The following is a 25,807-nucleotide window of genomic DNA, read 5'->3' as shown; positions in this document are numbered from 1 at the left end:
TTCCCGCAAAGCTTCTGACGTACCGTCAGGTCAGCGCCTAGGCTCTGGCTTTGCCATGCCCGGCGCCGTACCCCCGGCCCCGGCTTCCCGCGCGGAGGACACGTGTCTGACCCGATCTACGACGCCACCACTCTCTGGGAGCTGGTGGAGCGCCGCGCGGCGGCGACTCCCGATGTGCCCATGTTGCTCGACCCGGAGGATCGCAGGGTCACCTTCGGCGAGTTCAAGGCGTGGGCGGAGCGCGTGGCCGCGGGCTATCACGCGCTCGGCGTCACCGCCGGTACCCGTGTGACCTGGCAGTTGACCACGCGGATCGAGTCCATTGTGGTCTCGTTCGCGCTGGCCCGGCTCGGCGCGGTGCAGAATCCGATCATCCCGTTCTACCGGGAGAAGGAGGTCGGGTTCTGTCTGCGGCAGACCGACGCCGAGTTCTTCCTGTGTCCGCGCAGTTGGAAGGGCTTCGAGTTCCTCGCGATGGGTGAGGCGCTCGCGAAGGACCTGGCGAAGCCGCCGCTGGTGCTCGTGGCGTACGACGAGCTGCCCGAGGCCGACCCGGCGGACCTGCCGCCCGCGCCGACCGACGGCGACGAGGTGCGGTGGCTCTACTACACGTCCGGGACCACGTCCGACCCGAAGGGCGTCCAGCACAGCGATTCGACGCTGCTCGCGGGCGGCAAGGGACTGGCCGTCGCGCTCGACATGTCGCAGACCGACGTCGGCTCGATCGCCTTCCCGTACGCGCACATCGCCGGCCCGGACTACATCGTCACGGTGCTCGCCTCCGGCTTCCCGGCCGTGATCGTCGAGAACTTCGACCCGGCCGGCGTGGTGCCCGTGTACAAGCGACTCGGTGTCACCATGGTGGGCGGTTCGACCGCGTTCTATGTGGCCTTCCTGAACGAGCAGCGCAAGCAGCCGGGCGAGAAGATCATTCCGACCCTGCGGATCGTCTCCGGAGGCGGCGCGCCCAAGCCGCCGGAGCTGGTTGCCGAGGTGCGCGACGAGATGCAGGCGATCCTGTGCCACGGGTACGGGATGACCGAGGTCCCGATGATCGCCCAGGGCGGCCCGCACGATTCCGAGGACCAGCGCTCCTATACCGAGGGCAAGCCGGTCAGCGGCATCGGGGTGCGTATCGCGCGGGCCGACGGGACGGTTGCGGACGCCGGCGAGGAGGGCGAGGTCCGGCTGCGCGGACCGATGGTGTTCAAGGGGTACACCGACCCCGCGCTCACCGCGGACGCGTTCGACGAGGACGGCTACTTCCGCACCGGCGACCTGGGCCGGCTGCGGGCCGACGGGCACCTCTCGCTCACCGGTCGGCTCAAGGACGTGATCATCCGAAAGGGTGAAAACATTTCGGCGCGCGAGATCGAGGACCTGCTCTTCGCCCACCCGAAGGTCGCCGACGCGGCGGTGATCGGCCTGATCGACCGCGAGCGCGGCGAGCGGGTCTGCGCCGTGGTCGAGCGGCAGCCCGGCGAGGCCGACCTGGAATTCGCCGAGATGGTCGGGTATCTGCGCGAGGCCGGTCTGATGACCCAGAAGATTCCGGAGCAGTTGGAACTGGTCGACGCGCTGCCCCGGAACGAGACGCTGCGCAAGGTGCTGAAGTTCAAGCTTCGTGAGGAATACGACAAGAAGCCTTGGACGCCCGCCCGCTGACGGACGGTCAGCCGAGCCTCGGGCGATTTCCGATGCGGCTGATGCCCCGTCACCTATGTCGTGACGGGGCATCAGGTTTCAGCTCCAGGCGGTCAGGACGGCGTCCACCGTGGTGATGGTGGCGATCGCGTTGAAGGTGTTCGCGAGCACCGCCTCGGCGTATTCGGGCGGGAATCCGGCCACCGCCTCGCGGGGTACGACGAACTGGAAGCCGGAGTTGACCGCGTCCATCGCGAAGTTGAGCATGCCGACGTTGAGCGAGACGCCGACGCCCACGATCGTGCGCACGCCCAGGTTCCGCAGGATGGCGGCCAGGCCGGTGTCGGCCATCGGACCGAGCCCGTGATAGCGGGAAAGCACCAGGTCGGAGGGCTCGACGGTGATTCCGTCGGCCACCGCCGCGGCGGGTGAGCCCGGCTCCAGGAGGATCGGCGACTTGGCTGCGGCGCCGAACATCCGGGCGTTGGCGTTCGCACCCAGACCGTCCGGCCGGCGCACCGCGAGGCAGTGCACGACCGGGAGTTCGGCCCCGCGGGCGGCCTTGGCGAGTCGGTCGACGGCCGGAATCAGCTCTCGGGTGTGCGCGGTCAGCGCGGGGAATACCGCCTGGGCGCCGATCACCCCGTTCTGACATTCCTGGGTGACCAATGCGGTGTGTGCGGGGGCGATCAGTTCTTCGAGATGCAGGGCCATCCGTGATTCTCCTGACGTTGAGTCAGCTTGTGGTTCCCTCGGCCCAGAGATTACGCTAAATCTGACGGTCCATCAGATTTCAGTGAGCGGGAGGGGCCGATGAGCACCAACCAGCCCGGACAGGCTGCCACGCAGTCCGGAAACTCCTTCGGTGAACTGCCGAAGATCATCAGCGTGGATGACCATGTCATCGAGCCGGCACACCTGTTCGAGCGCTGGTTGCCGAAGAAGTACCACGAGCGTGGGCCCAAGCCGGTCACCACCGGCATCGGCATGCTCGAGTACACCGGCGCGAGCTACAAGATCACCACCGACCCGGACGGGCCGCCCGCCGACTGGTGGTTCTACGAGGACCTGCGCTTCCCGTACAAGCGCAACATCGCCGCCGTCGGCTTCAGCCGCGACGAGATGACCCTCGAAGGCATCACGCGCGGCGAGATGCGCCCCGGGCTGTACGACCCGGCCGAGCGGCTCAAGGACATGGACGTCAACCATGTCGAAGCCTCGCTGTGCTTCCCGACCTTCCCGCGATTCTGCGGCCAGACCTTCTCGGAGGCCGCGGACAAGGAGGTCGCGCTCGCGTGTGTGCGCGCCTACAACGACTGGATGGTCGAGGAGTGGTGCGGCGACTCCGGAGGCCGACTGATCCCGCTGATCATCATCCCGCTGTGGGATGTGCAGCTCGCGGTCGAGGAGATCAAGCGCAATCGCGCGCGCGGCGTCACCGCCGTGTGCTTCAGCGAGATTCCGGCGTTCCTGGGCCTGCCCAGCATCCACACCGGCTACTGGGACCCGTTCTTCGAGGTCTGTGCGGACCTCGGCGTGACGATCAACATGCACATCGGCTCGTCCTCGACGATGCCGGCCGCCTCGCCGGACGCCCCTGCGGCGGTCCAGGCGTCGCTCAGCTTCAACAACGCGATGGCCTCGATGGCCGACTTCATCTTCGCGGGCATCCCGGCGCGGTTCCCGAAGATCAAGTTGGCCTACTCCGAGGGGCAGATGGGCTGGATCCCGTACGCCCTGGAGCGCATGGACGACGTCTGGCTGGAGCACCGGGCGTGGGCGCTCACCGGTGAGGTGCTGCCGGAGGCGCCGTCGTACTACTTCCGGCGGAACATGTTCGCGTGCTTCTTCCGGGACCGGCACGGGGTGAACTCGCTCGACGTGATCGGCGAGGACAACGTCACGTTCGAGACCGACTACCCGCACGTCGACTCCACGTGGCCGCACACCAAGAAGATCGCCGAGGAGCACCTCGCCGGGCTGGGCGAGGAGACGGTCTACAAGATCATCCGGGGGAACGCGATCCGGATGCTCGACCTCGACTTCGACAAGGACCGGGTGGCGACAGTCGCGGTCTGATCGGGCTCGGGTCGCGGCCCGACCCGGGTCCGGTTCTCTGATCCGGGTCGCGGTCGCGGTCCGAACCGGCTTCGGTCGGATTCTTGTCGACCTCCTCGTCGGGAACGGTCGGGGTTTCGGGTCGTCGGCGTTTTGGTTCAGCGGCAAGGGGCGGCTCGTCGGGTTCCCGGCGGGCCGCTTCCGAGGTATTTCGACTCGCGCCGGCACATGTGGTCGGCACGTCGTCGGCTGGTCGTCAGTACACGTCTTCAGCACACGTCGTCAGCACACCGGAGGGGCCTGGAATGAGTGGGATCTGCGAGGGGCGCGTCGTCATCGTCACCGGTGCCGGCGGCGGCATCGGGCGCGAGCACGCGCTGGCGTTCGCCCGTGAGGGCGCGCACGTGGTGGTCAACGACATCGGAGCCTCGCGCCAGGGCGACGGGCGTTCGCTCGGGCCGGCCCAGCAGGTCGTGGCCGACATCGAGGCGCTGGGCGGCAAGGCGGTCATCAACGCGGACGACGTCGCGGACTGGGCGGGTGCGGAGCGGCTGGTGCAAACCGCGATCGACGCGTTCGGCCGGTTGGACGTGGTCGTCAACAACGCGGGCTTCCTGCGTGACCGGATGCTGGTCTCGCTCGGCGAGGACGAGTTCGACGCAGTGGTCCGGGTCCACCTCAAGGGGCACTTCGCGGTGATGCGACACGCGGGTGCGTACTGGCGTGCGCAGGCCAAGGCGGGCAACACGATCGACGCGCGGCTGATCAACACCACGTCCGGCGCGGGGTTGATGGGCTCGGTCGGGCAGGGCAACTACGCCGCGGCCAAGGCCGGCATCACGTGCCTGACCCAGATCGCCGCGGTGGAGATGGGTCGGTACGGCGTGACCGCCAACGCGATCGCGCCCGCCGCGCGTACCCGGATGACCGAGGAGGCGATGCCCGACATGGTGCGTAAGCCCGAGGACGGCAGCTTCGACTTCTACGACCCGGCGAACATCTCGCCGCTGGTGGTCTGGCTCGGCTCGGCCGAGTCGCGCGAGGTCACCGGGCGGGTGTTCGAGGTCGAGGGCGACAAGGTCTCGGTGGCGACCGGTTGGCAGCACGGGCCGGAGGCGAGCGCGGGCCGTCGCTGGGAGCCGGCCGAGCTCGGGCCGGTGGTGGCGAAGCTGCTCGACGAGGCGCCGTCGCCGACGCCTGTTTATGGAGCCTGAGTTCGGCTTACGGCTACGGCCTGGGCTTCGGCTTGAGCCTCGGCCTTCGGGGCTTTGGCGTTGGGGCCTTCGGCCGTTCGGGCCGGGGGTTGCTTCGGCCCTTCGGCTTGCGGGCTGCTTCCGGCCGTTCGGCCCTTCGGCCGTTCGGCTTTTCAGGTCTTCCGGCTTTCGGTTTTTCGGTCTTGTGGCCGGCAGGCCGTTTCGGTTGCCCGAGCATTCGACCTTTCGTCCGACAGGGAGTCGAGAACCATGGACCTCCGGTATACCGAGGCCGAGGAGAGATTTCGCGCGGAACTGCGCGCGTGGCTCGACCGGGCCATCCCGTTGCTGCCGGCCAAGCCCGACCGCAACGACTGGCCGGGTCGACGGGCCTACGACACGGCATGGCAGCGCTTGTTGTTCGAGGCCGGCTATGCGGGCCTGCACTGGTCGGTCGAGGCGGGCGGCAAGGGGGCCACGCCGACCGAGCACCTGATCTTCCTGGAGGAGACCGAGCGGGCCGGCGCGCCGTATGTGGGTGCGAACTTCGTCGGCCTGCTGCACGCGGGACCGACCATCGACGCGGCCGGCACCGAAGAGCAGCGGCGCCGGTATCTGCCGGGCATCCTGCGCGGCGACGACGTCTGGTGCCAGGGCTTCTCCGAACCGGGTGCGGGCAGCGACCTTGCCTCGCTGCGGACCCGGGCGGTCCGGGACGGCGACGACTACGTCGTCAACGGCTCGAAGATCTGGACCTCGCACGCGGAAGTCGCGGACTACTGCGAGATGTTGGTGCGTACCGACCCGGATGCCCCGAAGCACAAGGGGATCACCTGGCTGATCGTGCCGATGGACACCCCGGGCATCACCATCCGTCCGCTGGAGACGGTGATGGGTACCTCGGAGTTCGCCGAGGTGTTCTTCGACGACGTGCGGGTGCCGGTGGCCAACCGGGTCGGCGAGGAGAACGACGGCTGGCGGGTCACCATGGTCACGCTGTCGTTCGAGCGCGGCACCGCGTTCGTCAGCGAGGTGGTCGCCTGCCAGCGGCTGCTGCGCGAACTCGCGGCGCTGGCCAAGAAGGTGACGCGGCGTCAGGCGAGTGCTTGGGACGACTTGGCGCTGCGGCGCGAACTCGGGCATCTGACCGCCGAGTTCGAGGCGTTGTGGGCGTTGACCAAGTGGAACGTCTCCGAGGCGCAGCGGTCCGGGGTGCCGGGTGTGGGTGGTTCGGTGTTCAAGCTGCGGTTCTCCGAGACGAAGCAGAAGGTGTACGACCTGGCGCACCGACTGCTCGGTCGAGCGGCCCTGGCCGTGGACGACGTCGCGGGGTTGCCCAGCGGCTCGTTGATGGACGAGCGGCTGTCGTCGCTGTCGTACACGATCGCGGCGGGCACGTCGCAGATCCAGCGCAACATCGTGGGCGAGCGCATCCTCGGCCTGCCGAAGGAACGGTGATCGGGCATGGATTTCCAGCTGAGCGAGGACCAGCGCGATCTGCGGTCCGGGGTACGGGAGTTCTGCGAGGGTCGGTTCGGGCGGGAGCGGATGCGGGCGCTGGTGGACAACGCGCCGGTGCCCGGGATGGTGGACCGCGCGTTGTGGCGCGAACTGGCCGACACCGGGTTCTTCTCGTTGCGGATCGCCGAGGAGGCGGGCGGCGTCGGGCTCGGGGTGGCCGAGGCGGCGTTGGTGTACGAGGAGGCGGGTCGGGTGTTGCTGCCCGGGCCGCTGGTGGCCACGCACCTGGCGGCTTCGCTACCCGGGGATCTGGGCACGGACGCGGCTGCGGGCGATGCGGTGGTCGGGTTGGTCGAGGGTGACTCGTGGCCGTTGCTGGTCGAGCACTTGGACGCGCTGGACTGTCTGCTGGTGCTGACCGACGAGGGCATCCGGCTGGTCGACCCGTCCGCCGTGCAGGGGGTGCGGGTTGCGCATCCGGTGGATCCGTTCACTCCGGTGACCTCGGTGGACGAGCTGCCGGCGGGCGAGTTGGTGGCCGATGCTCTTGTCGCGGAGCAGTGGCGCCGAATCGGAGCGGTGCTCACGGGGGCACTTCAGCTGGGGATCGCGGGTCGGCTCACCGAGTTGGCCACGCAGTACGCCAAGGAGCGGGAGCAGTTCGGGCGGGTGATCGGCGGCTTCCAGGCGGTCAAGCACCTGTGCGCGGACATGCTGGTGCGGACCGAGCTGGCGCGGGCGGCGGTGTACGCGGCGGCCGTGACGCTGGACGACCCGGCCGTGGGCGATCCGGAGGTCGCGGTGCTCACGGCGAAGGTCATGGGTGATGACGCGGCGACGCGGAACGGCAAGGACGCCACGCAGGTGCATGGGGGGATGGGGTTCACCTGGGAGGTGGACGTGCATCTGTATCTGAAGCGGGCTTGGGTGCACTCGACGCAGTTCGGCGGGGCGGAGGAGAACGAAGAGGCGTTGGCGGCGACGCTCTAGCCGTGGGCTTGCGGGGCCTCAAGCGCCGGCCGGGCTGGAATGGGCTCGGCCGGCGTTTGTTTGGCCGGTGAGCATTTGGTGTGGTTGGGGTGGCCTCAAGCGCCGGCCGGGCTGGGGTGGCTCGGTCGGGGGTTGAACAGGTGAGGGCCTCTCGGGTTCGGTTCGGGTTGGCGCCGGTCACGATCCGACCGCTGCGGTGTTGCGGGTCGCTCCTCGGCTGATCCGCCGGGGACGTCTCTCGGGGTTTCGCACCGCCCGGATATGCCTGATCGGGTCGCCCGCCCCCCGGGCGATCTCGGCGTGGGCACGTGCGATCTGCTCACCACCCACGATCGTGTACTCGGGTCGGCTGGGTTCGGGGGTGGTGAGTTGCGTGATGTCGGTCATCAGTTTTGGTGTTTGTGCTGATCAGAGTGGTGGTCCATTGACAGTTCTCGGGTCTGGAGATATCCCTGACTGATCGTCAGATCAGCTCGGGCAGCAGCGGGGAGCCAGTCATGGAGCGCGACTTCGAGAGTCGGGCCGGGGCGGTCGTGGTCGTCGGGGCCGGGGGCGGGATCGGTGCCGCGATCTGTCGGATGTTCGCCGAGCGCGGTGCGGACCTGGCGGTCACCTATCGCAACGGGGCCGCCGCGACCGAGGCCGTCGCCGAGCAGGCCCGGTCCGAGCACGGCCGTCGGGCCCGCGCGTGGCAGGTCGATCTCACCGACGCGGACGCCGTGGCGACCTTCGTGGATGCGGCGGCGGCGGAGTTCGGTGGCGTCCACGCGGTTGTGTATGCGTCCGGGCCGCACGTACCGATGTTGCACCTGAGTCGGGTCACGCCCGCCCAGTACCGCGAGCAACTCGACGGCGACGCGGCCGCGTTCTTCAATCTGGTGCATCCGTCGCTGCCGCACCTGCGCGCGGCGGGCAACGGCAGCCTGGTCGCGGTCACCACTGCGGCGACGAGCCGATTCCCGGTTCGGGACGGCCTGTCGTCCTGTACCAAGAGCGCGGTCGAGGCGATCGTGCGCGGCATTGCGGCCGAGGAGGGCCGGTTCGGGGTGCGTGCGAACAGCGTCGGCCCGGGCATGCTCACCGACGGCATGGCCGCGCGGCTGATCGACAGCGGCGACCTGGACGAGCGCGCGCTGGACGTCGCGCGCCGCAACATCCCGCTGCGGCGATTCGGCCGGGCCGCGGACATCGCCGAGGCGGTCTGCTTCCTGGCCTCCGACCGGGCGGGCTTCATCAGCGGTCAGAAGCTGGATGTGGACGGCGGCTACGGCGTCTGACGGCCGGCCGGCCCGTTCATCCGCCTCAGAGGACGGCTCGGTGGTCATCCGCACCTTCTACCGCGTCCCGGACCACCGGGACGGCGCACTCGGCGAGACCTCCCAGACGTATTTGCCCTGAGGGGGCGGGAGTTGCCTCGCCGATACAGGGTGCTGCTCGAAATCGGTGCGGGCGAAAGTGGTTTGCCGACCGGATGTCGCGTGGGTAGCCTCACCGTCCGTGACCCCGACTCTGCGCACCGAGCGGCTGCTCCTGGAGCCGTACGTTCCCGAGGATGAAGAGGGCTTCGTCGCTCTGTTCCAGGACACCAGGCTGTCGCAATGGATGGGTGACGGCCCTGCCTCCGAAGCAGCGGACCGGGCCCTGTTCGGGCGGGTCTTCACGAAGGTCTATGCCCGGGACCTGTTCGATGTCTGGGCCGTTCGTCGGGACGGACTCCTGGTCGGGCATGCCGAGATCAAGCCGACCGACGTCGTAGGGGGCCACGAGATCGTCTACGCTCTGGCGCCGGCGGCCTGGGGAGTCGGCCTGGGCACCGAGTTGGCGAAGGCGATCGTTGCCCATGGCTTCGGCACTCTCGGACTGACCGAGGTCTACGCCACCGTGGCTGCATTGAACAAGGCCTCGCTGACCCTGCTGGACCGAATCGGTTTCGAGCTTGTTCGGGACATCGAAGAGGACGACGGCAGCACCACCCGCGTGTTGGTCCGCCGTCGGACCGCAAGCGACGGGTCGCCTCTCGCTCGATAAGGGCGGGCGGGCCGGGTGCCGCCTGGACCGCCGTTACGAGGGCGATGCCGTACGCGTTTCCCAGGCCGTACGTTCCAGCCTTCGGTGCCATCGCCGCCGAAGGCTGATCTGCTACCGCCGTCTTCCTCGGCTCCTGTCCCTTCGGCATCAAACGACGCGGCCTCCTACGACGTGGTGCGCAATTGCCTCGTGAGCGTGCTGCTGTGCGGGCTACCGTCACGGTCATGACGTCCCGCATTGGGCCGGAGGGCCCGCGAATCGGCCCCGACGGCACCCCCGCCTTGGCCGACGACAGTGTGCTGCTCGCGCGCCCGATGAGCTGCTTGCCGTCGAAGCGGTACCGGAGGCTGCTCACGGGGAACTGTCGGCGAGAAGCGTGGCCAAGGTGTGTCGGCGGACGTTGCCGATGATGCGTGCGCGGTTGACGGGGGAGAGGGTGACGTCGCCGTTGGCTTGTACGACGACGTGCTCCCACGGGTGGGGGTGCTCGGGTTCGGGCGGGTTGCGGGGGCTGTGGGTGAGGGGCGGGATCTCGGAGTTGCCGATGCGGTCCTCGCGGACGCCGAGGAGGGCGAGTTCGGCGCGGGCGGAGTGGGTGCGTTGGCTGGGGAGGGCGGTCGGGAGTTCGACGCGGAGTGGGATGTGTAGGCCGAGGGCGGTGACGATGTTGGTTCGGGTGCGGATGTGGCTGCCGAGTTGATGGGTGATTGCGTCGTGTCGGGCGGGGTCGTCGGAGTACCGGGTGGTGGCGAGGCTGACTCGTTCGTGAGTGAACAGGGTCCATTGCTCGCGAGTGATGTAGAGCAGGTCGGTGTGGACCTCGATGTCGTGTCCGGCGCGGAGGGCGTGTCGGAGGAGGTCGGTGAAGTCGGGGTGGGCGGTGGGCTCCGCCCCCGCGAACTGCACTGTCTCGACGGCGAGGTGAGCCGCTTCGGTGAGGACGCTTCGCCAGTTGTCGGTGGTGGTGGCCGTCGTTGCCGTTGTCGTTGTTGCCTGGCTGGGCCTGGTGATGAGGTCGACGGCAGCGGCAGCGGCGTGACGGGCCGGGTTGTGGGCTGTGTCGAGTTCCAGGGTGATGTGCCTGATGCGGGGCGTGGGTGGGGGTCGGACGGCGAGGGCGATGGTGACCATGGGGCTCCGGTCGGCGGTCGGGGGCGAGGTCGGGTCAGAGGGTTCGGGCAGCTTGGTGGATTGCTCGGCGGACGCAGCGCAGGGTGCAGGGGGTTCGGGTGTCGTCGGGTGGCTCCACGAGCCAGATGATGGGGTCGCCGGGGAGGGCGTTGGGTCGGGGGATGGTGATCCATGAGCCGCGGCCGTGGTGGCGGGGGCCGGTTCGCCGTTCGCGGGCGGGGAGGGTATTGGTGGCGTCCGGCGGGACGAGGAAGCCGATCCGGCGATGGCGGCGGTCGAAGATGACCGGACCGGGATCGAGGCCGCGTTCTCGCAGGACGGTGAGGGTGGCGCGGCCGAGGATTTCGTCGACCTCGATCACGTCGAAGGTCTCGCCGGCGGCGACGAGGTAGGGCGCGTAAGGGTTGCGGGTCGTCGGTCTGTCGGCTTCCACCCGGATGGGCTTCAGTAGGTAGTGCATGGGCGAACTCCTTGCGTGGTGGGGGGAGTTGCTGTGAAGGGACTGCCCTTCTCCCAGGTCGGCAGAGAGTGAGCCCGGTCCCGCTGCGAGTGCGGATGGGGTGAAACCCGGTGGTCGGGTTTTGCGCGGTCAGAAGAGCGGGGTCTGCGCACCAGCCGGGGCATGTGCCGGCCTGTCGGTGTCGACCTCGATCCACGCGGAGACGAGCTTGCCGCTCGTCATGCGCGACCAGGTGAATCCGGCCGCGTCGCTCTGGATCAAGGCGAGTCCACGGCCGCTTTGGGCGTCGAGCGCAATGTCCGCGAGGGACTGGAGCCGGGGGCACGGCGAGGGCAGGTAGTCCCACACCGCGATGTCGAGCTTCCTGCCGCAGAGGGTCAGAACGAGGGTGAACTCGGCACGCGTGGCCCCTTGTTGCGTGTGTCGGACGGCGTTGGTCGCCAGCTCGGTGGCTATCAGCGCGGCCGAGTCGGCGGCAGGAGTGGGGATCTGTCGATCCACGCAAAAGCGCCGCACGCAGTCGCGTGTGAGCTTCACGGAAGTGTCGGTCAACGGGAAGTTCTGTTTCAAGGAGATCGGATGCATGGGCGCTCCCGAGCTTGCGCGCAGTGGATGGGCGGCAGTACTGGAAACCCGGCGAAGGGATGCGCGGTGCCGATCTGGCTCCGGCTCGAACAGTCGCCGATCGCGAGGAGGGGACGCTCGCGCATGTTCTCAGCGAAGAGGGGGGTACAGCCGCCTGCGCGGAGTGCATCCATCTGCACGGTGCGTAAGCGCCCGGTCTTGGACAGCATGACCCACGCCTACTATTTCCGCAAGTTGCGGATTGATTTGTGCGGTTCGCCTCTATGGGACGCTGATCGTGACTACGGTTCTTGCGCACCGACGGGAGGTTTGGCCATGGCGGACACTGTGCCCACCGTGAGGCGGCGTCAGCTTGCGAGAGTGCTCAAGACGCTGCGCGAGAAGGCCGGTCTTGATCAAGAGGATGTGGCCGCGCACCTGGAATGTGACCATTCCAAGGTGAGTCGCATCGAGACTGCTCGTAGCGGCGTACGTCCGATCGACCTGCGGAAGATGCTGTCGCTGTACGGCGTTACCGAAGCCGCGACCGTCGAGGATTACGTTGCCCTCGCGAAGCAGGCGCGAGAGCGTGGTTGGTGGGTGAAGTATCGGGGTCTGCACCACACGTTCAGTGCGTTCCTCGGCTTGGAGGCCGAGGCCGTGGAGCTGCGAACCTACGAAGAGACGTTCATCCCGGGGCTCTTGCAAACGGAGGACTACGCACGGGCCTTGATTTTGGGCAGCGCCCGTACCACGGGAAGCGACGTCGACGGTTTTGTGGAGGTGCGTAGGCAACGACAGACGGTGCTCGACCGTACTGGCTTCACACTGTGGGTCGTCATCGGAGAAGCGGCGCTTTTGCATGGAATGGCGCCGCCCGCCGTCCGGAAGGCGCAGTTGCTGTACTTGGTTGAGCAGAGCAGCCGACCGAATGTGGAACTCCAGGTGCTGGGACTGGAGTCGGGCGTCTACTCCGCAGCCGCAGGTCCCTTTACACACCTGACCTTCGAAGGTGACCTGCCGGATGTTGTCTATGAGGACACGGCTACAGCAGGCTTGTTTGTGGAGCAGGACGAGGACGTGGCCGCCTACAGCCACGCGTTTGCCCGACTCATGGGTGGTGCGTTGCCACCCCAGGAGTCTCGAGCCCTGATAAGTCGGATAGCAGAGAGACTGTGATGGTCAAGATCAGTACCAACAGCACGTCGGTGTATTGGCGGACGAGCACCTACAGCAGCGGGAACGGATCGAGCCAATGCGTCGAGGCGGCGAACAAGGAGGGCTACGCCTTCGTTCGAGACTCGAAGGTGCGCAGCGGTCCGATGCACCTCTTCGACGCTTCGGCCTGGACGTCGCTGCTGGAGGCGCTGAAGCGGTGACGCATCGTCCTGTCGTCGTGGCCGGTGAGAGTGCGCGGAGCACGTTCGTAGGCACCTGGCAATAGGAGTACGGCTCCTGTGGATCTCATTGTGGAGCAGGACGACGATGCGGTCACTGCGGGCGGCTCGCAGTTGCTCGACTCACGGCGATGCGTTGCCGCCCAGGAGGCTGGAAGGCCCCGGCTTGGACATCGAGTGGAGCGGCCGGCTCGGGACGTTGTTTGCCGCCTCTGCGAACGAGGGTCGGCCCGATGCGCCTTCCCGGTGACGGATGCCTCGAAGACCGACCGACCGTGCGGCCGGCGAGTGCTGCCGTTGTTGCGCCGCGGTGCCTCAGCTCATGACGAGCCATGGCTGCCCGGTCTCGGTCACTTTCCACTGCCGGCCCAGGGAGTCGGTGAACGTAACTTGAGGCGAGTAGTAGTAGATGTCGTTGGCAAGCAATACGCCGCTGTAAAAGACAGCCACGCCTCTGGGAACAAGGACGTCGATCGGATACCTCGATCGCGTGGCTCCGTACTGTCCTTCGATCTGGATGGTCGCCCACTCCGCACGGTCGGTGACGCCGAAGTCCACGCGAACGCTGCGTATCGGATAGTCGGTCGGATTGGTGACCGTGACGGTGCGGGATCCATTGCCGTCGGCAGCGGGATCGCCGAGCACGTCGGCGTACTTGCTGTCGACGATGATGCGGCGAGCCTGATCAATTCGGTCCTTGGCATACGCCAGCAGTTGGTCTCGTTGGAGCTGTAGGACGCGGCCCTGTTCGGCCATGAACGACCGCTGATGGTCGAGCTGTTGCCGCTGCTTTCGCAAAGTCTGCAACGTTGCCCAAGCCGCGGTTGCCGCGAACACGGCCCCGGCTGCGGTCAGCGCGTTGCTCCAGTCGACCCGATCCGGCCTCATCAGGGCAGCGTAACCACACCGGCGACGTGCGGGCGCGGGGGCGCCACACACACACGGGGGGCCGGCGCGCGGGGATAAGAGAGGTTCGCGAAGCGGGAGGCGGCGGCGGGCCGCCCGGTGACGCCGAGGCGATGTCCGGGGCCGACCTGCCGACCATGGTCACGCCCGCGCCGGACGGACAGCCGCGCCGGCTGCTGGTCTGGCCCGAGCCGGACTCCGCGACGGCGGGCGCGCTGACCGCGCGTGGCTGGAGTCCGCTGCTGGTGCGTTCGCGCGAGGAGGTCGACGCGAGCGTCCCGGTGCAGCCGGCCGCGCTGTTCGTGGATCCGCTGACCGGCCCGATCACCCGTACCGCACTCCAGTCGCTGCGCACCGCCGCGACCGCCGCGCAGATCCCGGTACTGGTCACCGCCGGGCTGATGCAGGCCACCAGGGACGCGGCGTTCGGCGCCGACCCGGCCGTACTGCTGCGTTCGCTCGCACCGGCGGACAGCGCCGGGCACGCATCGCGCGTGCTTCTGGTGGAGGGCAACCCGGACATCGCGACGGCGTTCACCGCGTCCCTGGAACGGCGTGGCATGGACGTGGTGCACGCGGCCTCGGAGAGCGAGGCGGTGTCCAAGGCGTCCAGCGTCGAGCCCAATCTCGTGGTGCTCGACCTGATGCTGGTGCGCCGGCGCCGGATGGGCGTGGTCGACTGGCTGCGCAACAACGCGCGTCTGCACTCGACGCCGATCGTCGTCTACACCACGCTCGACCTGGTCGAACACGACCTGCACCGGCTGCAGACCGGCGAGACCGTGCTGTTCCTGGCGGAGCGTTCCACCCGTGAGGACGTTCAGCAGCGCATCGTCGACCTGCTTGGCAAGATCGCGTCGCCCTCGTAGCCGACCCGGCGACAAAGAACCGACCCGACGCCGAAAGGTGACCCGCGCCTCACCCGCGCGGGTCACCCATTCGGGCGGACCACCCGGACGCGACCCAGGGCCCACCCACACGACGTCCCGGTCATCCGCACCGACGCGGAGGACCGCTCCGGCAGCGGGGAATCGCACACGTACGCACCCGGATCGCCGGCACCCGAGGGCCGCACGGCACCCGCCGTATCCGCACGGAACCGCAACGCCTCACCATGCCGCCGGCCCCTGGGCGTGCAGCCGCCGGCTCATCTCGCCGACGGTCAGCGCCAGTTCGGTGGCGAGGTCCATCGCCTGGGGGTGGTCGTGGTGTTCGCGCATCCACCAACACATGACCTGCACGATAGGCCCGGCGGACTCCGGATGTCCGATGATCGCGGTGCGCGCGCACAGCGGGCGCGGCGGTCCGTCCCGATCGAGTCGGAACCAATAGCCGTCCCGGAAGCCCAGCACGGGATGGCCGAGCGCGTCCGGCAACACGACGTCGTACGGTCGGTGCGGTTCGGGTCGCACCTCCAACGGGTACATGGGGCGCCTTCCAACGGGAAGTCGAGGGCTCGCCGGTCCCCCTCCGGAAGAGCGGAAAAACGGGAATTACCGGCTGCTCGCGGCGTTATGCCGAAAACGATGCGTCATCCGGATCAACGGGACGCCGTCGCATTCTTCCGCTTGGCTGCTCCGATCGGCCGATCGCCACGCCTGGTTCACCCGTACGGGCGCACCGCGGATCGTGACGGTGCGTGGGTCGGCGCTCGACACGGGTGCGAAACCGAAGGCCCCGGGGGCTGACAATCACCCGATCGGCGAGAAAGAATCCCCTCACCTCGACCGGTTCCCGTCCGGCGAATGCAGGGAGGCCACACGGTGCTCAGCACGATGCAGGACGTGCCCTTGACAATCGCTCGCATCATGCGACACGGCACCACGGTGCACGGCGGTTCGGAGGTGGTGACCTGGACCGGTGGTGCGCCCAGGCGGGCCACCTACGCCGAGGTCGGTCGCCGGTCCGCGCAACTCGCCCACGGTCTGCGCGAGCTCGGGATCACCGGCGACGAGCGGGTCGCCACCTTCTTGTGGAACAACCAGGAGCACCTGGAGTGCTACCTCGCGATCCCGTCGATGGGTGCGGTGCTGCACACGCTCAATCTGCGGCTGCCTCCGGAGCAGTTGATCTACATCGCGAACCACGCCGACGACCGGGTGCTGGTCCTGGACGGCTCGCTGGCCGCGCTGGCCGCCCCGCTGCTGACCCACCTGAAGACCGTCGAGCACGTCGTGGTCACCGGCGCCGACACCGATCTGAGCCCGCTCGCCGATTCCGGCAAGCACGTCCACCGCTACGACGACCTGCTCGCCGGCCGGCCGACCGAGTTCGACTGGGCCGAGGACATCGACGAGCGCGAGGCCGCCGCGATGTGTTACACGTCCGGCACCACGGGCAACCCCAAGGGCGTCGTGTACAGCCACCGGTCGACCTATCTGCACAGCATGCAGGTGTGCACGATGGAGGGCTTCGGCCTGAGCTCCGCGGACCTGCTGTTGCCGGTGGTGCCGATGTTCCACGTCAACGCGTGGGGTCTGCCGTACGCGGCGATGTTGTGCGGCGCGTCGATCCTGATGCCCGACCGGTTCCTCCAGCCGGAGCCGCTGGCCACGATGATCGCCGCGGAGAAGCCGACGTTCGGCGCTGCGGTGCCGACCATCTGGACCGGGCTCCTGGACTACCTCGACGTACACAAGACCGACGTGTCCTCGCTCAAGGAGGTCGTGGTGGGCGGTTCGGCCTGCCCGCCCGGCCTGATGCACGCGTTCGAGGAGCGGCACGGTGTGCGCATCGTGCACGCGTGGGGCATGACCGAGACCTCGCCGCTGGGTTCGGTGGCCCGCCCGCCGGCCGGGCTGACCGGCGACGAGGCGTTCGCGTACCGGATCTCGCAGGGGCGTCTGCCCGCCTCGGTGCAGGCCCGGCTGGTCGGCCCGGACGGTGCCGACGTCCCGCTCGACGGCGAGTCGGTCGGCGAGCTGCTGGTGCGCGGGCCGTGGATCGCGGGTGGCTACATCGGCGACGAGGGCTCGGCGGACGCCAGTGGCGGTGGCCGGTTCCAGGACGGCTGGTTGTGTACCGGCGACGTCGGCACGATCACCGCCGACGGCTTCCTGCGGCTGACCGACCGGGCCAAGGACGTGATCAAGTCGGGCGGTGAGTGGATCTCGTCGGTCGAGTTGGAGAACACCCTGATGGGCCACGAGGACGTGGTCGAGGCGGCCGTGGTGGGCGTGCCCGACGACAAGTGGGGCGAGCGCCCGTTGGCCACGATCGTGCTGCGCGAGGGCGCCACGACCACGGTCGAGCAGCTGCGCGACTACCTCGCGGGCAAGGTGGCCCGCTGGCAGGTGCCCGAGCGGTGGAGCCTGATCACCGCCGTGCCCAAGACCAGCGTGGGCAAGTTCGACAAGAAGGTGATCCGGCGTCAGTACGCGGAGGGCGAGCTGGAGGTCAGCGAACTCGATCGGGGCTGAGCCCGGACCCGGAGGTCGCCGGTCGGGCCGCTCCGGGGTCGGCCGGCGCGCCGCGCGGGGCCTGTGGTCACAGCACCCCGACCGGCCCGTCGACCGCGTTGCGGTCGATGTCGATCCGCTTTCCGCCGTGGGTCTCCGAGACGTTGCCGGTGTACTGGTGCACCCGCCGGCCGCGCCAGTACCCGTCGGGCAGCGCGCCGTCGCCGGTGGTGGCGGCGCGGTCGTCCCAGCGGGCGTACCAGACCGCGTCCGGGACCGAGCGCCGGTCGACCGCGTCGATCAGGTCGGCGATGCCGGAGCTGAGGCTGCTGTAGTAGCCCGCCACGTAGCCGCGTTCGCGAATCCGGTCGGACCACGCGGACACGAAGTCCAGCACCGCGGTTCGGCAACCGGCGTCGGTGTTGTCGTACGCCTCCATGTCGTACCAGAGGGCGCTGCCCGGCTTGAACCCGAGCGCGGCACCGCGGGCCACCGCGTCGTTCGCCTCGGCGATCCCCTGCTGTGCCGCGTGCGCCGGGTCGATCCGGCCCGGCTTGCCGGACTGCGAGCAGGGCGCCTGGAGGCCCACCTGGATGGGCAGGAAGTCCCAGCCCTGGCGGTGTACGGCCTTGACCCAGTCGCGTGTCAGCCGGGTGCTCTTGCAGGCCCGGTTGTCGCCCGCGACGTAGATTCCGACGACCTGGTACGGCGAGGTCCGCCAGACTTGCATGGTCTCCACGGTGGGTGTCTCGCACGTGTCGAAGCCCAGCGCGTTCACGGTCCGGGATCGTTGCGAACGCGCCCCGGCACCTTCGGCGAGCCCGGCCGGCAGCAGGCCGAGCACGACGGTGAGCAACACGGTCGAGGTGATCCGACGAGTGGTCAGCGGGCGCACGAGACCTCCTGGCGTGGCGGGGACGGGTGTCCCACCACGCTGCGCACCACGTCCGGCCGGGCGGGCGGACCGCCCGGGCGACGCGCCGACGCGTCACCCGGGCGGTCCAACGAGCGCACCGGGAGCGGATGTTCGAGCCCCCTCGGCTCGGCCCCGCCTATTCGACGCCCAGCACCAGCCCCGACGTCGGCACCCCGGTACCGGCGGTCACCAGCACGTTGTGCACGTTCTCGACCTGATTGACCGAGCTGCCGCGGATCTGCCGCACGCCCTCGGCGATGCCGTTCATCCCGTGCAGGTACGCCTCGCCCAACTGGCCGCCGTGCGTGTTCGTGGGCAGCTTGCCGCCCAGCTCCAGGCCGCCGTTCGCGACGAAGGCCGGTGCCTCGCCGCGCCCGCAGAAGCCGAACTCCTCCAACTGCATCAGCACGAACGGGGTGAAGTGGTCGTAGAGCACCGCGGTCTGGATGTCGTCGGGAGTCAGTCCCGACGTCTGCCACAGCTGCTTGGCGACCACGCCCATCTCGGCCAGACCGGTCATCTCGTCCCGGTAGAAGCTGGTCATCTGGTCCTGGAGGCGACCCGCGCCCTGGGCGGCCGCGTTGATGATCGCGGGCTTTTGCTTCAGGTCCTTGGCCCGTTCGGCGCTGACCACCACGATCGCCTGGGCGCCGTCGGTCTCCTGGCAGCAGTCGAGCAGTCGCATCGGCTCGACGATCCAGCGCGAGTTCTGGTGGTCCTCCAGGGTGATCGGCTTGCCGTGGAAGTACGCCTTGGGGTTGTTCGCCGCGTGCTTGCGGTCGGCGACCGCGACGTGGCCGAACGCCTCGGTGGTGGCGCCGTACACGTGCAGGTAGCGCTGCGCGAACATGGCCACCCACGAGGCCGGCGTGAGCAGCCCGTGCGGCATGTTCCAGCCCAGGCCCACGCCTTCGACGGTGGGGTCGCGCTGGAGCACGCCGGAGCCGAACCGGCGGCCGGAGCGCTCGTTGAACGCGCGGTAGCAGACCACCACGTCGGCGACGCCGCTCGCTACGGCCATCGCGGCCTGCGCGACGGTGGCGCAGGCCGCGCCGCCGCCGTAGTGGATCCGGCTGAAGAAGGTCAGGTCGCCGATCCCGGCCGCGGCGGCGACCGCGATCTCGGGATTGGTGTCCATCGTGAAGCTGACCAGGCCGTCCACCTCGGACGGCGCGATCCCGGCGTCGTCCAGGGCGGCGCCCACCGCCTCGACGGCCAGGCGCAGTTCGCTGCGACCGGACTCCTTGGAGAACTCGGTCGCGCCGATCCCGGCGATGGCGGTCTTGCCGCGCAGATTGTCCGCGTGCTTGAGGCTCACGCTTCGGCTCCTTCCGGCAGCTTCACCGTGACCGTGCCGGTGACGTGGTTGCCGAGCTTGTTGGCTCCGACGACGGCGATCTCCACGAGGGGGGTGCCGTCCTCGGCGGTGGTCTTGGCGGTCACCGTGCCGGTGAGGGTCATGGTGTCGCCGGGGTAGTTCGGGGCGCCGAGCCGGATCGCGACCTTGCGCAACTCGGCTTCGGGGCCCGCCCAGTCGGTGATGTAGCGGCCGACCAGGCCGTTGCTGGTCAGGATGTTCATGAAGATGTCCGGCGAGCCCTTGTCCGCGGCCAGTCGCGGATCGTGGTGCACGTCCTGGAAGTCGCGGGTCGCCAGCGCGGTCGCCACGATCAGCGTGCGGGTCAGCGCAATGGCCAGCGGCGGCAGTTCGTCGCCGACGGATACCTCCGCGTGGGTCCGGCTCACGAGGTTCTCGGTGGTCATCGGCTGCCTCCCTGGGCGGGCGCGTGGGCGAGCAGTTTGCCGAGCGCGGCGAGCTGTTGGATGCCGCTGCCCAGGGTCACGTCGATCTGACGGCCCCACAGGAAGTGACGGTGGATCGGGTGGTCGATGTCGGATCCGGTGCCGCCGTGCAGGTGCTGGCACGCGTGCACCACACGCTTGCCCGCCTCGGAGGCGAACCAGCGTGCGACCAGGGCCTGTTCGGTGGCCTCCTCGCCTTGGTCCAAGCGCCAGGCGGCTTCCAGCGTGGTGACCCGGATGGCCTCGGTGTCCATGTACGCCTCGGCGGCGCGCAGCATCACGCCCTGCTTGGTGGACAGCGGCTTGCCGAACTGCTCGCGGGCGTTCACGTGTTCGACCGTGCGGGCCAGGCCGCGCTCGCACACGCCCACCTGCTGCGCGGCCAGCGCGACGCGCGCGCGGTCGACGATCCACGCGGCGACCTCGGGGCCGGCCTCGGCGGTGCCGACCAGCCGGCCCGGCGCGTCGGTCAGCCGCAGATTGCCGGAAGCCCACGGCGCGGTGGTCGGCGCGGCCTCGATCTCCACGCCGGCGGCGTCCGCGTCCACGGTGAAGACCGCGAGCGCGCCGTCGAGCGAGGCGGTGACCAGGACGCGGTGGGCGACGGTGAGCCAGGCCACCGCGCGCTTGTCGCCGTCCAGGCGATAGCCGGCACCGTCCCGGCGGGCGGATACCTTCGGTACGGCGGGCAACCCCGCACCGACTTCGGCGAGCGCACCGGCCACGATCCGCGAACCGTCCAGGAGCGCGGGCAGGTCGGCCTCGATCAGCTCGTCCGAACCAAAGCGCAGCAGCGGGAGCAGCCCGTACACGACGGTGTCGAGCAGCGGGATCTGCGCGGTGAACCGACCCTGCTGCTCCAGCAGCAGCGCCAGGCCCACCAGGCCCAGATCGCCGCCGCCGTGCCGCTCCTCGATCAACGCGCCGACCAGACCGGCCTCGGCGACCTTGCCCCACAACTCGGCGTCCAGGTCCGCGTCGGACTGGGCGAGCTTCTTCAGCCGCTCGTCGGTGGACTGGTCGGCGAAGATCCGCTCGGCCAGCGAGGACAGCTCCCGCTGGTCCTCGGTGAGGTTGAAGTCCATCAGTTCTCCCCAACCGCTCGGAACGCGGGCACGGTCAGTTCGGCGTCGTGGGTGACGAATTCCAGCTCGACCGACATCCCGATGCGGACCTCGTCGTGCGGAACGCCGAGCACGTTGCCGAGCATCCGCACGCCCTCCTCCAGCTCGATCAGGCCGACCGCGTACGGCATGTCGAACGCCGGGAACTTCGGGTAGTGCATGGTGACGTGCGAGTACACGACGCCCTTGCCGGTCGACTCGACGGTTTCCCATTCGAGCGACGCGCACTTGTTGCAGCCGGGTGCGAACGGGAAGCGCGGCGTCGCGCACTCCGAACACTTCTGGAACAGCAGCTTCCCGGCGGCCACGCCGTCCCAGAACGCCTGATTGTCCTTGTTGACCACCTTGCGCGGGCGCAGCGGCCGCTCGGCGGGCGGCGCGGCCTTGGCCTTCTTCTTGTGCGGGGTGTAGCGCAGGATCCGGAAGCGGTGTGTGCCGACCAGCTCGCGGCCGGTCTCGCCGTCGACGTAGATGTTGGTCAGCGTGGTGATGAAGTGGCCGGTGCCCAGGCCGGTGGTCTTCTCCTCGGACACGGTCTCGATCAGCTGGTCGTACTGCACCACCTCGCCCAGTCGCAGCGGGCGCACGTACTCCTGCTCGCAGTTGGTGGCCACCACCGAGCCGAAGCCGTTGTCGGTGAAGTGCTTGTACAACTCGCCGGTCGCCGAGTTCGCCGGGGCGCCGCCCTGCATGCCGCGCATGATCCACACCTGGAGCATGGCCGCGGGCGCGACGACCTCGCCGAAGTGGGTTCGGGCGGCGGCCTCGGGGTCGGTGTACACCGGATTGGTGTCGCCCATGGCCTCGGCCCAGTGCCGGATCATCGGGCCGTTGACCGGATCGAGCGCGAGCACGCCCGAGACGTCGTGCATGCCCTCGTACTTCTTGACGACCGCGAGGAAGGCGGCCTTGTCCTGGCTGATGGGGTCGGTCATGTCGTCCTTCACCGCTTCACTCGGGTCATGCCAAGGCGAACCATGGCGACGATCTCCCGCTGGACCTCGCTGACGCCGCCGCCGAAGGTGTTGATCTGCGCGCGGCGGTTCATCGCCTCCAGGAGGCCGTCGCTGAACGCGCCGGGCGACTTTGGTCGCAGCGTCGCGTCCGGGCCGACGATCTCCATCAGGTTGCGATACACCTCGATGGCACCTTCGGTGCCGAAGAACTTCACGCCCGACGCGTCACCCGCGTTGAGCGTGTTGTTGCCCACGTCGTGCACGAGCCGCCAGCTGAACATCCGCACGGCGGACAGGCGCGCGTAGGTCTCGGCGAACTTCAGCTGGACCCACGGCTGGTCGACCACCTTGACGCCCGGCTCGATCTCGGTCTCGCGGGCCCATTCCAGGACCTCGGCGAAGAAGTCCTCGGCCTGCATGCCCAGCGCCGCGAGCGCGACCCGCTCGTGGTTGAGCTGGTTGGTGAGCAGCTTCCAGCCCGAGTTCTCCTCGAACACCAGGTTGTCGTAGGGCACCCGGATGTTGTCGTAGTACGTGGCCGTCGTGGTCATCCCGCCGACGGTGACGATCGGGGTCCAGGAGAAGCCCGGATCGGTGGTCGGCACCAGGATCATCGTGATGCCCTTGTGCTTGGGCGCGTCCACGTCGGTGCGGCAGGCGAGCCAGATCCAGTCGGCGCCCTGGGCGGTCGAGGTGAAGATCTTCTGCCCGTTGATCACCCACTCGTCGCCCTCGCGCACCGCGCGGGTGCGCAGCGACGCCAGGTCGGTGCCCGCCGAGGGCTCGCTGTAGCCGATCGCGAAGATGATCTCGCCCGCCAGGATCTTCGGCAGGTAGTAGCTCTTCTGTGCCTCGGTGCCGAACTTCATCAGGGTCGGACCGACGGTGTTCAGGGTGACCATGGAGACCGGCGCGCCGGCGCGGTACGCCTCGTCGAAGAAGATGAACTGCATCTCCGGGCCCTTGCCCTGGCCCCCGTATTCGGTCGGCCAACCGATGCCGAGCCAGCCGTCTGAGCCCAGTTGCCGGCGCACCCCTTGGGTGGTGGGGCCGCCGGACTCGCCCTCGCGGTCGAGTTCCGCCCGGACGTCGGGGGTGATCAGGCGGGTGAAATAGTCCCGCAGCTCTGCCCGTAGAGCGTCCTGCGCTGGGGTCGGGGCGAGATGCACGTCGCTGCTCCTTCACGTGCGTGGATCGCGTGGGTCGCGACGCGGGTCGACGCCCGCCGGGCACGGAAGGGTCGCGGTCGGGTCTGCCCCGCGCTGCACATCGATATGGACCGGGAACGCGTGTCGCCCGGCAACATCGAATCTCTCCGACTCGGGATCGCTTGTCAATATCAAGCATTTTTGCGGAGTCGGGTCACGCCCGATTCATCCGTTCTCCGATGCCTCGCGTGGATCGCTGAAAACGGGTGGTCCGGGCCGGGTGGCCACCGACACACTGCGGGCATGGAAATACCGAACCGACAGATCCGCGCGGCGTATACCGACGACACCGTGACCGTGTACCAGGCGTACAAGCCGCAGATCGCCGACGCGGCCATCCGCGATCAGCGATTTCCGGTCACCTGGAGCCGGGAGCGGATGACCTGGGTCAAGCCCAGCTTCACCTGGATGATGTACCGCTGCGGCTGGGCGACCAAGCCGCGGCAGGAGCGGGTGCTGGCCCTGGAGATCAGCCGCGAGGGCTTCGAGGCGGCGCTCGCCGGTGCCTGCCTGAGCCACTACGAGCACCCGACGTATCCCGACCGGGACACCTGGGGCCGGCGGCTGCACGCGACCACGGTGCGGATCCAGTGGGACCCCGAACGCGACCTGCTCCTGCGCCCATTGGCGCACCGCTCGTTGCAGCTGGGGTTGGCCGGGTGGGCGACGCGCGCCTACGCCGACGAGTGGACACGCCGGATCACCGACGTGACCGCGCTCGCGCATCGGGTGCACGACCTGGTCCGCGCCGGTGACCCGGCCGCCGCGGCCGAAGCGATTCCGGTCGAACGGGTCTACCCGCTGCCGGACTCGCTGGTCCCGGTGATCGGCGCCACCCCACAGGGCTGAGCGCCGATCGGCTCGAGGCTCGGCTCAGTGCACGGTCAGCCCGCCGTCGATGCTGACGATCTGTCCGGTCATGAAGCTGCCCGCGTCGGACGCGAGCAGCAGTGCCAGGCCGGTCATCTCCTCCGGCGCGGCGATCCGGTTCAGCGGCGCGGCACCCTTCATCCGAGCCATCATCTCGGGGCCGGTCTTGCGGACCATGTCGGTCTCCACCGCGCCCGGCGCCATCGCGTTGACCCGGATGCCGTGCTCGGCGAGCTCGCCCGCCATCGTGCGGGTGAAGGCGACCAGGCCGGCCTTGCCCGCGGCGTACAGGCCCTTGCCCTCGGCGCGGGTGAACACCGCCGCGCTGACCACGTTCAGCACCGACGCGCGTCCGGAGGCGATCAGGTGCGGCAGCGCGTACTGGACCAGGAACACCGGTCCGCGCAGGTTCACCGCGAACGACTTGTCCCACGCCTGTGGGGTGATCTCCCCCACGGGTTGGGCGAGTTCGTTCGCCGCGTTGTTGACCACGATGTCGATGCCGCCGAAGTGGGCGATGGTCGCGTCGACCAGGGCGGCCAGTCGGTCGAGTTCGCCGCAGTGGGTGGGCACCGCGAGCGCCCGACCACCGGCCTCGGTGATCTCCTTCGCCACCGCGTCGCATGCGTCCGCCTTGCGACTCGCGATCACCACCGAGGCGCCCGCCGCCGCGTAGGCGTGCGCGATCGCCCGGCCGATGCCCCGGCTGCCGCCGGTCACGATCGCCACCCGACCGCTCAGATCGAACATCGCGTTCGCGTCCCGTACTGCGCCTGCGTCGCTCATCCGTTGCCACCTCGTCGTCTGGAACGCGGTGCGCCGCGCCGGGCGAAACCGCCGGTATGTCGCGCGGGCGGGTTCGCCGGTGCGACACGTGTGGAGATTTGTATTGCACAGTCAACTACTTCGGTGCAAGGTGTCGGGGCTAGGCAACGGCCGGCGGAGGGTACACACATGACCGGGCTCATCGACGCGCGACGCACGTGGGAACTCGCCGAGAAGCGCCTGGCGGCGGAGGTCGATCCGCGCCGACGCGCGATCCTGACCACACTGGTCGCGCACATGCGCGCCGAGCACGAGGGCGACCTGGACGCGCTGATGGCCACCGTGTCGCCGCGGGCGGTCTACCACCAGTGGGGGGCGTCCCCGGTGGATCGCGCCCCCAAGACTCACGCCGAGGTCCGCGAGTTCCATCGTGCCGTGGTCGAGAACGACTGTGGCCGACTCGCGCACCACATCGACCGGCTGACGGTGGATCAGGACACGGTGGTGACCGAGGGGTTGCTGCGGATTGCCTATCCGGGCCGGACCCTGGCCCGGATGGGTCGATCGGTATCGGACGTCGACGCGTTCTACCTGTACGAGGCGCAGATGGCGATCGTGTGGGGCTTCGACGCGGACGCGCTCGTGGTGTGCGAGGACAGCTATTCCACAGGCGACGGGTTCGCCGACATGCGCCGCCTCGACCCGGACGAGGTGCCCGCGCGCAAGGGGGTCTGACGGCGTGGCACCGAGGTGGCGCGGCCGGCCCGGCCCACCATGGGACACGCCTTGTCCACAGGAATCCCCGCCATCCCCCAAAAGTTTCCACAGCCTGTGGATAACTTATGCACATCCTTGGCAGGCCCGTGCAGACCCTCGGCAGGGGTTGTGGCAGGAATCCATTCATGGTTGGCGTTTCCGCCACTCACTGGGACCCG

Annotated in this window: 26 protein-coding genes and 1 pseudogene; 13 read left to right on the top strand and 14 right to left on the bottom strand. The window is 69.0% G+C overall.

Translation table 11 applies throughout. The annotated features are described in order from the left end of the window. The first annotated feature begins 102 nt into the window (after positions 1–102). Positions 103–1,665, top strand: coding sequence for an AMP-binding protein (locus ABZS54_RS13065; protein ID WP_355534184.1), 1,563 nt, complete (start codon positions 103–105; stop codon positions 1,663–1,665). Between the two features lie 78 nt (positions 1,666–1,743). On the opposite strand, the gene ABZS54_RS13060 is transcribed toward ABZS54_RS13065, so the two are convergent. Continuing rightward, positions 1,744–2,358 (bottom strand): cysteine hydrolase, encoded by a 615-nt coding sequence (locus tag ABZS54_RS13060; RefSeq protein ID WP_355534182.1) that lies wholly within the window; start codon positions 2,356–2,358, stop codon positions 1,744–1,746. 99 nt (positions 2,359–2,457) lie between these two features. Between ABZS54_RS13060 and ABZS54_RS13055 the strand changes: the two genes are divergently transcribed. The 4 genes from ABZS54_RS13055 to ABZS54_RS13040 all read left to right on the top strand — a co-directional run bounded on the left by ABZS54_RS13055 (position 2,458) and on the right by ABZS54_RS13040 (position 7,346). Beyond that, positions 2,458–3,723 carry an amidohydrolase family protein gene (locus tag ABZS54_RS13055; protein ID WP_355534180.1) on the top strand — a complete coding sequence of 422 codons (1,266 nt, stop codon included), beginning with the start codon at positions 2,458–2,460 and terminating at the stop codon, positions 3,721–3,723. Positions 3,724–4,007: 284 nt separating this feature from the next. After that, positions 4,008–4,916: an SDR family oxidoreductase gene (locus ABZS54_RS13050; RefSeq protein WP_355534178.1), complete on the top strand. Its 909-nt coding sequence runs from the start codon at positions 4,008–4,010 to the stop codon at positions 4,914–4,916. Between the two features lie 249 nt (positions 4,917–5,165). Further along, the gene (locus ABZS54_RS13045; protein WP_355534176.1) at positions 5,166–6,353 is read left to right on the top strand and encodes an acyl-CoA dehydrogenase; all 1,188 of its coding nucleotides are present in this window, start codon (positions 5,166–5,168) and stop codon (positions 6,351–6,353) included. A 6-nt stretch (positions 6,354–6,359) separates the two neighbouring features. After that, complete coding sequence (locus tag ABZS54_RS13040; RefSeq protein ID WP_355534174.1) at positions 6,360–7,346, top strand: acyl-CoA dehydrogenase family protein; 987 nt, start codon at positions 6,360–6,362, stop codon at positions 7,344–7,346. Between the two features lie 177 nt (positions 7,347–7,523). On the opposite strand, the gene ABZS54_RS13035 is transcribed toward ABZS54_RS13040, so the two are convergent. Continuing rightward, the gene (locus ABZS54_RS13035; RefSeq protein ID WP_355534172.1) at positions 7,524–7,733 is read right to left on the bottom strand and encodes a hypothetical protein; all 210 of its coding nucleotides are present in this window, start codon (positions 7,731–7,733) and stop codon (positions 7,524–7,526) included. Between the two features lie 110 nt (positions 7,734–7,843). Here ABZS54_RS13035 and ABZS54_RS13030 point away from each other — a divergent pair, with 110 nt between their 5' ends. Then, positions 7,844–8,623 carry an SDR family oxidoreductase gene (locus tag ABZS54_RS13030; RefSeq protein ID WP_355534170.1) on the top strand — a complete coding sequence of 260 codons (780 nt, stop codon included), beginning with the start codon at positions 7,844–7,846 and terminating at the stop codon, positions 8,621–8,623. A gap of 220 nt (positions 8,624–8,843) precedes the next feature. Further along, on the top strand, positions 8,844–9,374 hold the full coding sequence (locus ABZS54_RS13025) for a GNAT family N-acetyltransferase (RefSeq protein ID WP_355534168.1): 531 nt from the start codon (positions 8,844–8,846) through the stop codon (positions 9,372–9,374). Between the two features lie 351 nt (positions 9,375–9,725). On the opposite strand, the gene ABZS54_RS13020 is transcribed toward ABZS54_RS13025, so the two are convergent. From ABZS54_RS13020 to ABZS54_RS13010, 3 genes are all read right to left on the bottom strand, one after another. Further along, entirely contained in the window at positions 9,726–10,505 is a 780-nt protein-coding gene (locus ABZS54_RS13020) for a radical SAM protein (RefSeq protein WP_355534166.1), read from the bottom strand. A gap of 34 nt (positions 10,506–10,539) precedes the next feature. After that, positions 10,540–10,965, bottom strand: a complete 426-nt coding sequence (locus tag ABZS54_RS13015; protein WP_355534164.1) for a hypothetical protein — start codon at positions 10,963–10,965, stop codon at positions 10,540–10,542. 129 nt (positions 10,966–11,094) lie between these two features. Beyond that, a complete protein-coding gene (locus tag ABZS54_RS13010; protein ID WP_355534162.1) occupies positions 11,095–11,550 on the bottom strand; it encodes an ATP-binding protein in 456 nt (151 codons plus the stop codon). A gap of 360 nt (positions 11,551–11,910) precedes the next feature. Between ABZS54_RS13010 and ABZS54_RS13005 the strand changes: the two genes are divergently transcribed. After that, a complete protein-coding gene (locus ABZS54_RS13005) occupies positions 11,911–12,708 on the top strand; it encodes a helix-turn-helix transcriptional regulator (RefSeq protein ID WP_355534160.1) in 798 nt (265 codons plus the stop codon). Continuing rightward, on the top strand, positions 12,708–12,908 hold the full coding sequence (locus ABZS54_RS13000; RefSeq protein WP_355534158.1) for a DUF397 domain-containing protein: 201 nt from the start codon (positions 12,708–12,710) through the stop codon (positions 12,906–12,908). The genes ABZS54_RS13005 and ABZS54_RS13000 overlap by 1 nt, the downstream gene beginning before the upstream one ends. A 333-nt stretch (positions 12,909–13,241) precedes the next feature. On the opposite strand, the gene ABZS54_RS12995 is transcribed toward ABZS54_RS13000, so the two are convergent. Then, the gene (locus ABZS54_RS12995; RefSeq protein WP_355534156.1) at positions 13,242–13,814 is read right to left on the bottom strand and encodes a hypothetical protein; all 573 of its coding nucleotides are present in this window, start codon (positions 13,812–13,814) and stop codon (positions 13,242–13,244) included. Positions 13,815–13,996: 182 nt separating this feature from the next. Between ABZS54_RS12995 and ABZS54_RS12990 the strand changes: the two are divergent. Continuing rightward, a pseudogene (locus tag ABZS54_RS12990) lies at positions 13,997–14,701 on the top strand (response regulator); the annotation flags it as partial. A 240-nt stretch (positions 14,702–14,941) separates the two neighbouring features. On the opposite strand, the gene ABZS54_RS12985 reads toward ABZS54_RS12990, so the two are convergent. Beyond that, positions 14,942–15,259 (bottom strand): hypothetical protein, encoded by a 318-nt coding sequence (locus ABZS54_RS12985; RefSeq protein WP_355534154.1) that lies wholly within the window; start codon positions 15,257–15,259, stop codon positions 14,942–14,944. Between the two features lie 336 nt (positions 15,260–15,595). On the opposite strand from ABZS54_RS12985, the gene ABZS54_RS12980 reads away from it, so the two are divergent. Beyond that, entirely contained in the window at positions 15,596–17,251 is a 1,656-nt protein-coding gene (locus ABZS54_RS12980; protein ID WP_355534152.1) for a long-chain fatty acid--CoA ligase, read from the top strand. 67 nt (positions 17,252–17,318) lie between these two features. Here ABZS54_RS12980 and ABZS54_RS12975 read toward each other — a convergent pair whose 3' ends face one another. From ABZS54_RS12975 to ABZS54_RS12950, 6 genes are all read right to left on the bottom strand, one after another. Further along, positions 17,319–18,125: a glycoside hydrolase domain-containing protein gene (locus ABZS54_RS12975; protein WP_355534150.1), complete on the bottom strand. Its 807-nt coding sequence runs from the start codon at positions 18,123–18,125 to the stop codon at positions 17,319–17,321. 157 nt (positions 18,126–18,282) lie between these two features. Continuing rightward, positions 18,283–19,464 (bottom strand): lipid-transfer protein, encoded by a 1,182-nt coding sequence (locus ABZS54_RS12970; protein WP_355534148.1) that lies wholly within the window; start codon positions 19,462–19,464, stop codon positions 18,283–18,285. Beyond that, positions 19,461–19,910 carry a MaoC family dehydratase gene (locus ABZS54_RS12965; RefSeq protein WP_355534146.1) on the bottom strand — a complete coding sequence of 150 codons (450 nt, stop codon included), beginning with the start codon at positions 19,908–19,910 and terminating at the stop codon, positions 19,461–19,463. The genes ABZS54_RS12970 and ABZS54_RS12965 overlap by 4 nt, the downstream gene beginning before the upstream one ends. Beyond that, entirely contained in the window at positions 19,907–21,034 is a 1,128-nt protein-coding gene (locus tag ABZS54_RS12960; protein WP_355534144.1) for an acyl-CoA dehydrogenase family protein, read from the bottom strand. Before ABZS54_RS12960 ends, ABZS54_RS12965 begins: the two co-directional genes overlap by 4 nt. After that, positions 21,034–22,008 carry a bifunctional MaoC family dehydratase N-terminal/OB-fold nucleic acid binding domain-containing protein gene (locus ABZS54_RS12955; RefSeq protein WP_355534142.1) on the bottom strand — a complete coding sequence of 325 codons (975 nt, stop codon included), beginning with the start codon at positions 22,006–22,008 and terminating at the stop codon, positions 21,034–21,036. Before ABZS54_RS12955 ends, ABZS54_RS12960 begins: the two co-directional genes overlap by 1 nt. Before the next feature lie 8 nt (positions 22,009–22,016). Beyond that, on the bottom strand, positions 22,017–23,198 hold the full coding sequence (locus ABZS54_RS12950; protein ID WP_355534140.1) for an acyl-CoA dehydrogenase family protein: 1,182 nt from the start codon (positions 23,196–23,198) through the stop codon (positions 22,017–22,019). 282 nt (positions 23,199–23,480) lie between these two features. On the opposite strand from ABZS54_RS12950, the gene ABZS54_RS12945 reads away from it, so the two are divergent. Then, on the top strand, positions 23,481–24,086 hold the full coding sequence (locus ABZS54_RS12945; protein ID WP_355534138.1) for a DUF4291 domain-containing protein: 606 nt from the start codon (positions 23,481–23,483) through the stop codon (positions 24,084–24,086). Between the two features lie 24 nt (positions 24,087–24,110). On the opposite strand, the gene ABZS54_RS12940 is transcribed toward ABZS54_RS12945, so the two are convergent. Beyond that, on the bottom strand, positions 24,111–24,893 hold the full coding sequence (locus ABZS54_RS12940; RefSeq protein WP_355534136.1) for a glucose 1-dehydrogenase: 783 nt from the start codon (positions 24,891–24,893) through the stop codon (positions 24,111–24,113). Between the two features lie 168 nt (positions 24,894–25,061). On the opposite strand from ABZS54_RS12940, the gene ABZS54_RS12935 reads away from it, so the two are divergent. Beyond that, positions 25,062–25,607 carry a nuclear transport factor 2 family protein gene (locus ABZS54_RS12935; RefSeq protein ID WP_355534134.1) on the top strand — a complete coding sequence of 182 codons (546 nt, stop codon included), beginning with the start codon at positions 25,062–25,064 and terminating at the stop codon, positions 25,605–25,607. Positions 25,608–25,807 lie beyond the last annotated feature (200 nt).

It is taken from the genome of Embleya sp. NPDC005575 (genome assembly GCF_040605455.1).
Classification (GTDB): Bacteria; Actinomycetota; Actinomycetes; order Streptomycetales; family Streptomycetaceae; genus Embleya.
The sequence above is the reverse complement of the archived record's forward strand: the minus strand, read 5'-3'. Positions and strand labels throughout refer to the sequence as shown.

Excerpts from the sequence above, each read along its gene's own strand:
- ABZS54_RS13060 (WP_355534182.1), bottom strand. The coding sequence starts at position 2,358 with ATGGCCCTGCATCTCGAAGAACTGATCGCCCCCGCACACACCGCATTG.
- ABZS54_RS13055 (WP_355534180.1), top strand. The coding sequence starts at position 2,458 with ATGAGCACCAACCAGCCCGGACAGGCTGCCACGCAGTCCGGAAACTCC.
- ABZS54_RS13050 (WP_355534178.1), top strand. The coding sequence starts at position 4,008 with ATGAGTGGGATCTGCGAGGGGCGCGTCGTCATCGTCACCGGTGCCGGC.
- ABZS54_RS13045 (WP_355534176.1), top strand. The coding sequence starts at position 5,166 with ATGGACCTCCGGTATACCGAGGCCGAGGAGAGATTTCGCGCGGAACTG.
- ABZS54_RS13040 (WP_355534174.1), top strand. The coding sequence starts at position 6,360 with ATGGATTTCCAGCTGAGCGAGGACCAGCGCGATCTGCGGTCCGGGGTA.
- ABZS54_RS13035 (WP_355534172.1), bottom strand. The coding sequence starts at position 7,733 with ATGACCGACATCACGCAACTCACCACCCCCGAACCCAGCCGACCCGAG.
- ABZS54_RS13030 (WP_355534170.1), top strand. The coding sequence starts at position 7,844 with ATGGAGCGCGACTTCGAGAGTCGGGCCGGGGCGGTCGTGGTCGTCGGG.
- ABZS54_RS13020 (WP_355534166.1), bottom strand. The coding sequence starts at position 10,505 with ATGGTCACCATCGCCCTCGCCGTCCGACCCCCACCCACGCCCCGCATC.
- ABZS54_RS13015 (WP_355534164.1), bottom strand. The coding sequence starts at position 10,965 with ATGCACTACCTACTGAAGCCCATCCGGGTGGAAGCCGACAGACCGACG.
- ABZS54_RS13010 (WP_355534162.1), bottom strand. The coding sequence starts at position 11,550 with ATGCATCCGATCTCCTTGAAACAGAACTTCCCGTTGACCGACACTTCC.
- ABZS54_RS13000 (WP_355534158.1), top strand. The coding sequence starts at position 12,708 with ATGGTCAAGATCAGTACCAACAGCACGTCGGTGTATTGGCGGACGAGC.
- ABZS54_RS12995 (WP_355534156.1), bottom strand. The coding sequence starts at position 13,814 with ATGAGGCCGGATCGGGTCGACTGGAGCAACGCGCTGACCGCAGCCGGG.
- ABZS54_RS12985 (WP_355534154.1), bottom strand. The coding sequence starts at position 15,259 with ATGTACCCGTTGGAGGTGCGACCCGAACCGCACCGACCGTACGACGTC.
- ABZS54_RS12965 (WP_355534146.1), bottom strand. The coding sequence starts at position 19,910 with ATGACCACCGAGAACCTCGTGAGCCGGACCCACGCGGAGGTATCCGTC.
- ABZS54_RS12960 (WP_355534144.1), bottom strand. The coding sequence starts at position 21,034 with ATGGACTTCAACCTCACCGAGGACCAGCGGGAGCTGTCCTCGCTGGCC.
- ABZS54_RS12955 (WP_355534142.1), bottom strand. The coding sequence starts at position 22,008 with ATGACCGACCCCATCAGCCAGGACAAGGCCGCCTTCCTCGCGGTCGTC.
- ABZS54_RS12945 (WP_355534138.1), top strand. The coding sequence starts at position 23,481 with ATGGAAATACCGAACCGACAGATCCGCGCGGCGTATACCGACGACACC.
- ABZS54_RS12940 (WP_355534136.1), bottom strand. The coding sequence starts at position 24,893 with ATGAGCGACGCAGGCGCAGTACGGGACGCGAACGCGATGTTCGATCTG.
- ABZS54_RS12935 (WP_355534134.1), top strand. The coding sequence starts at position 25,062 with ATGACCGGGCTCATCGACGCGCGACGCACGTGGGAACTCGCCGAGAAG.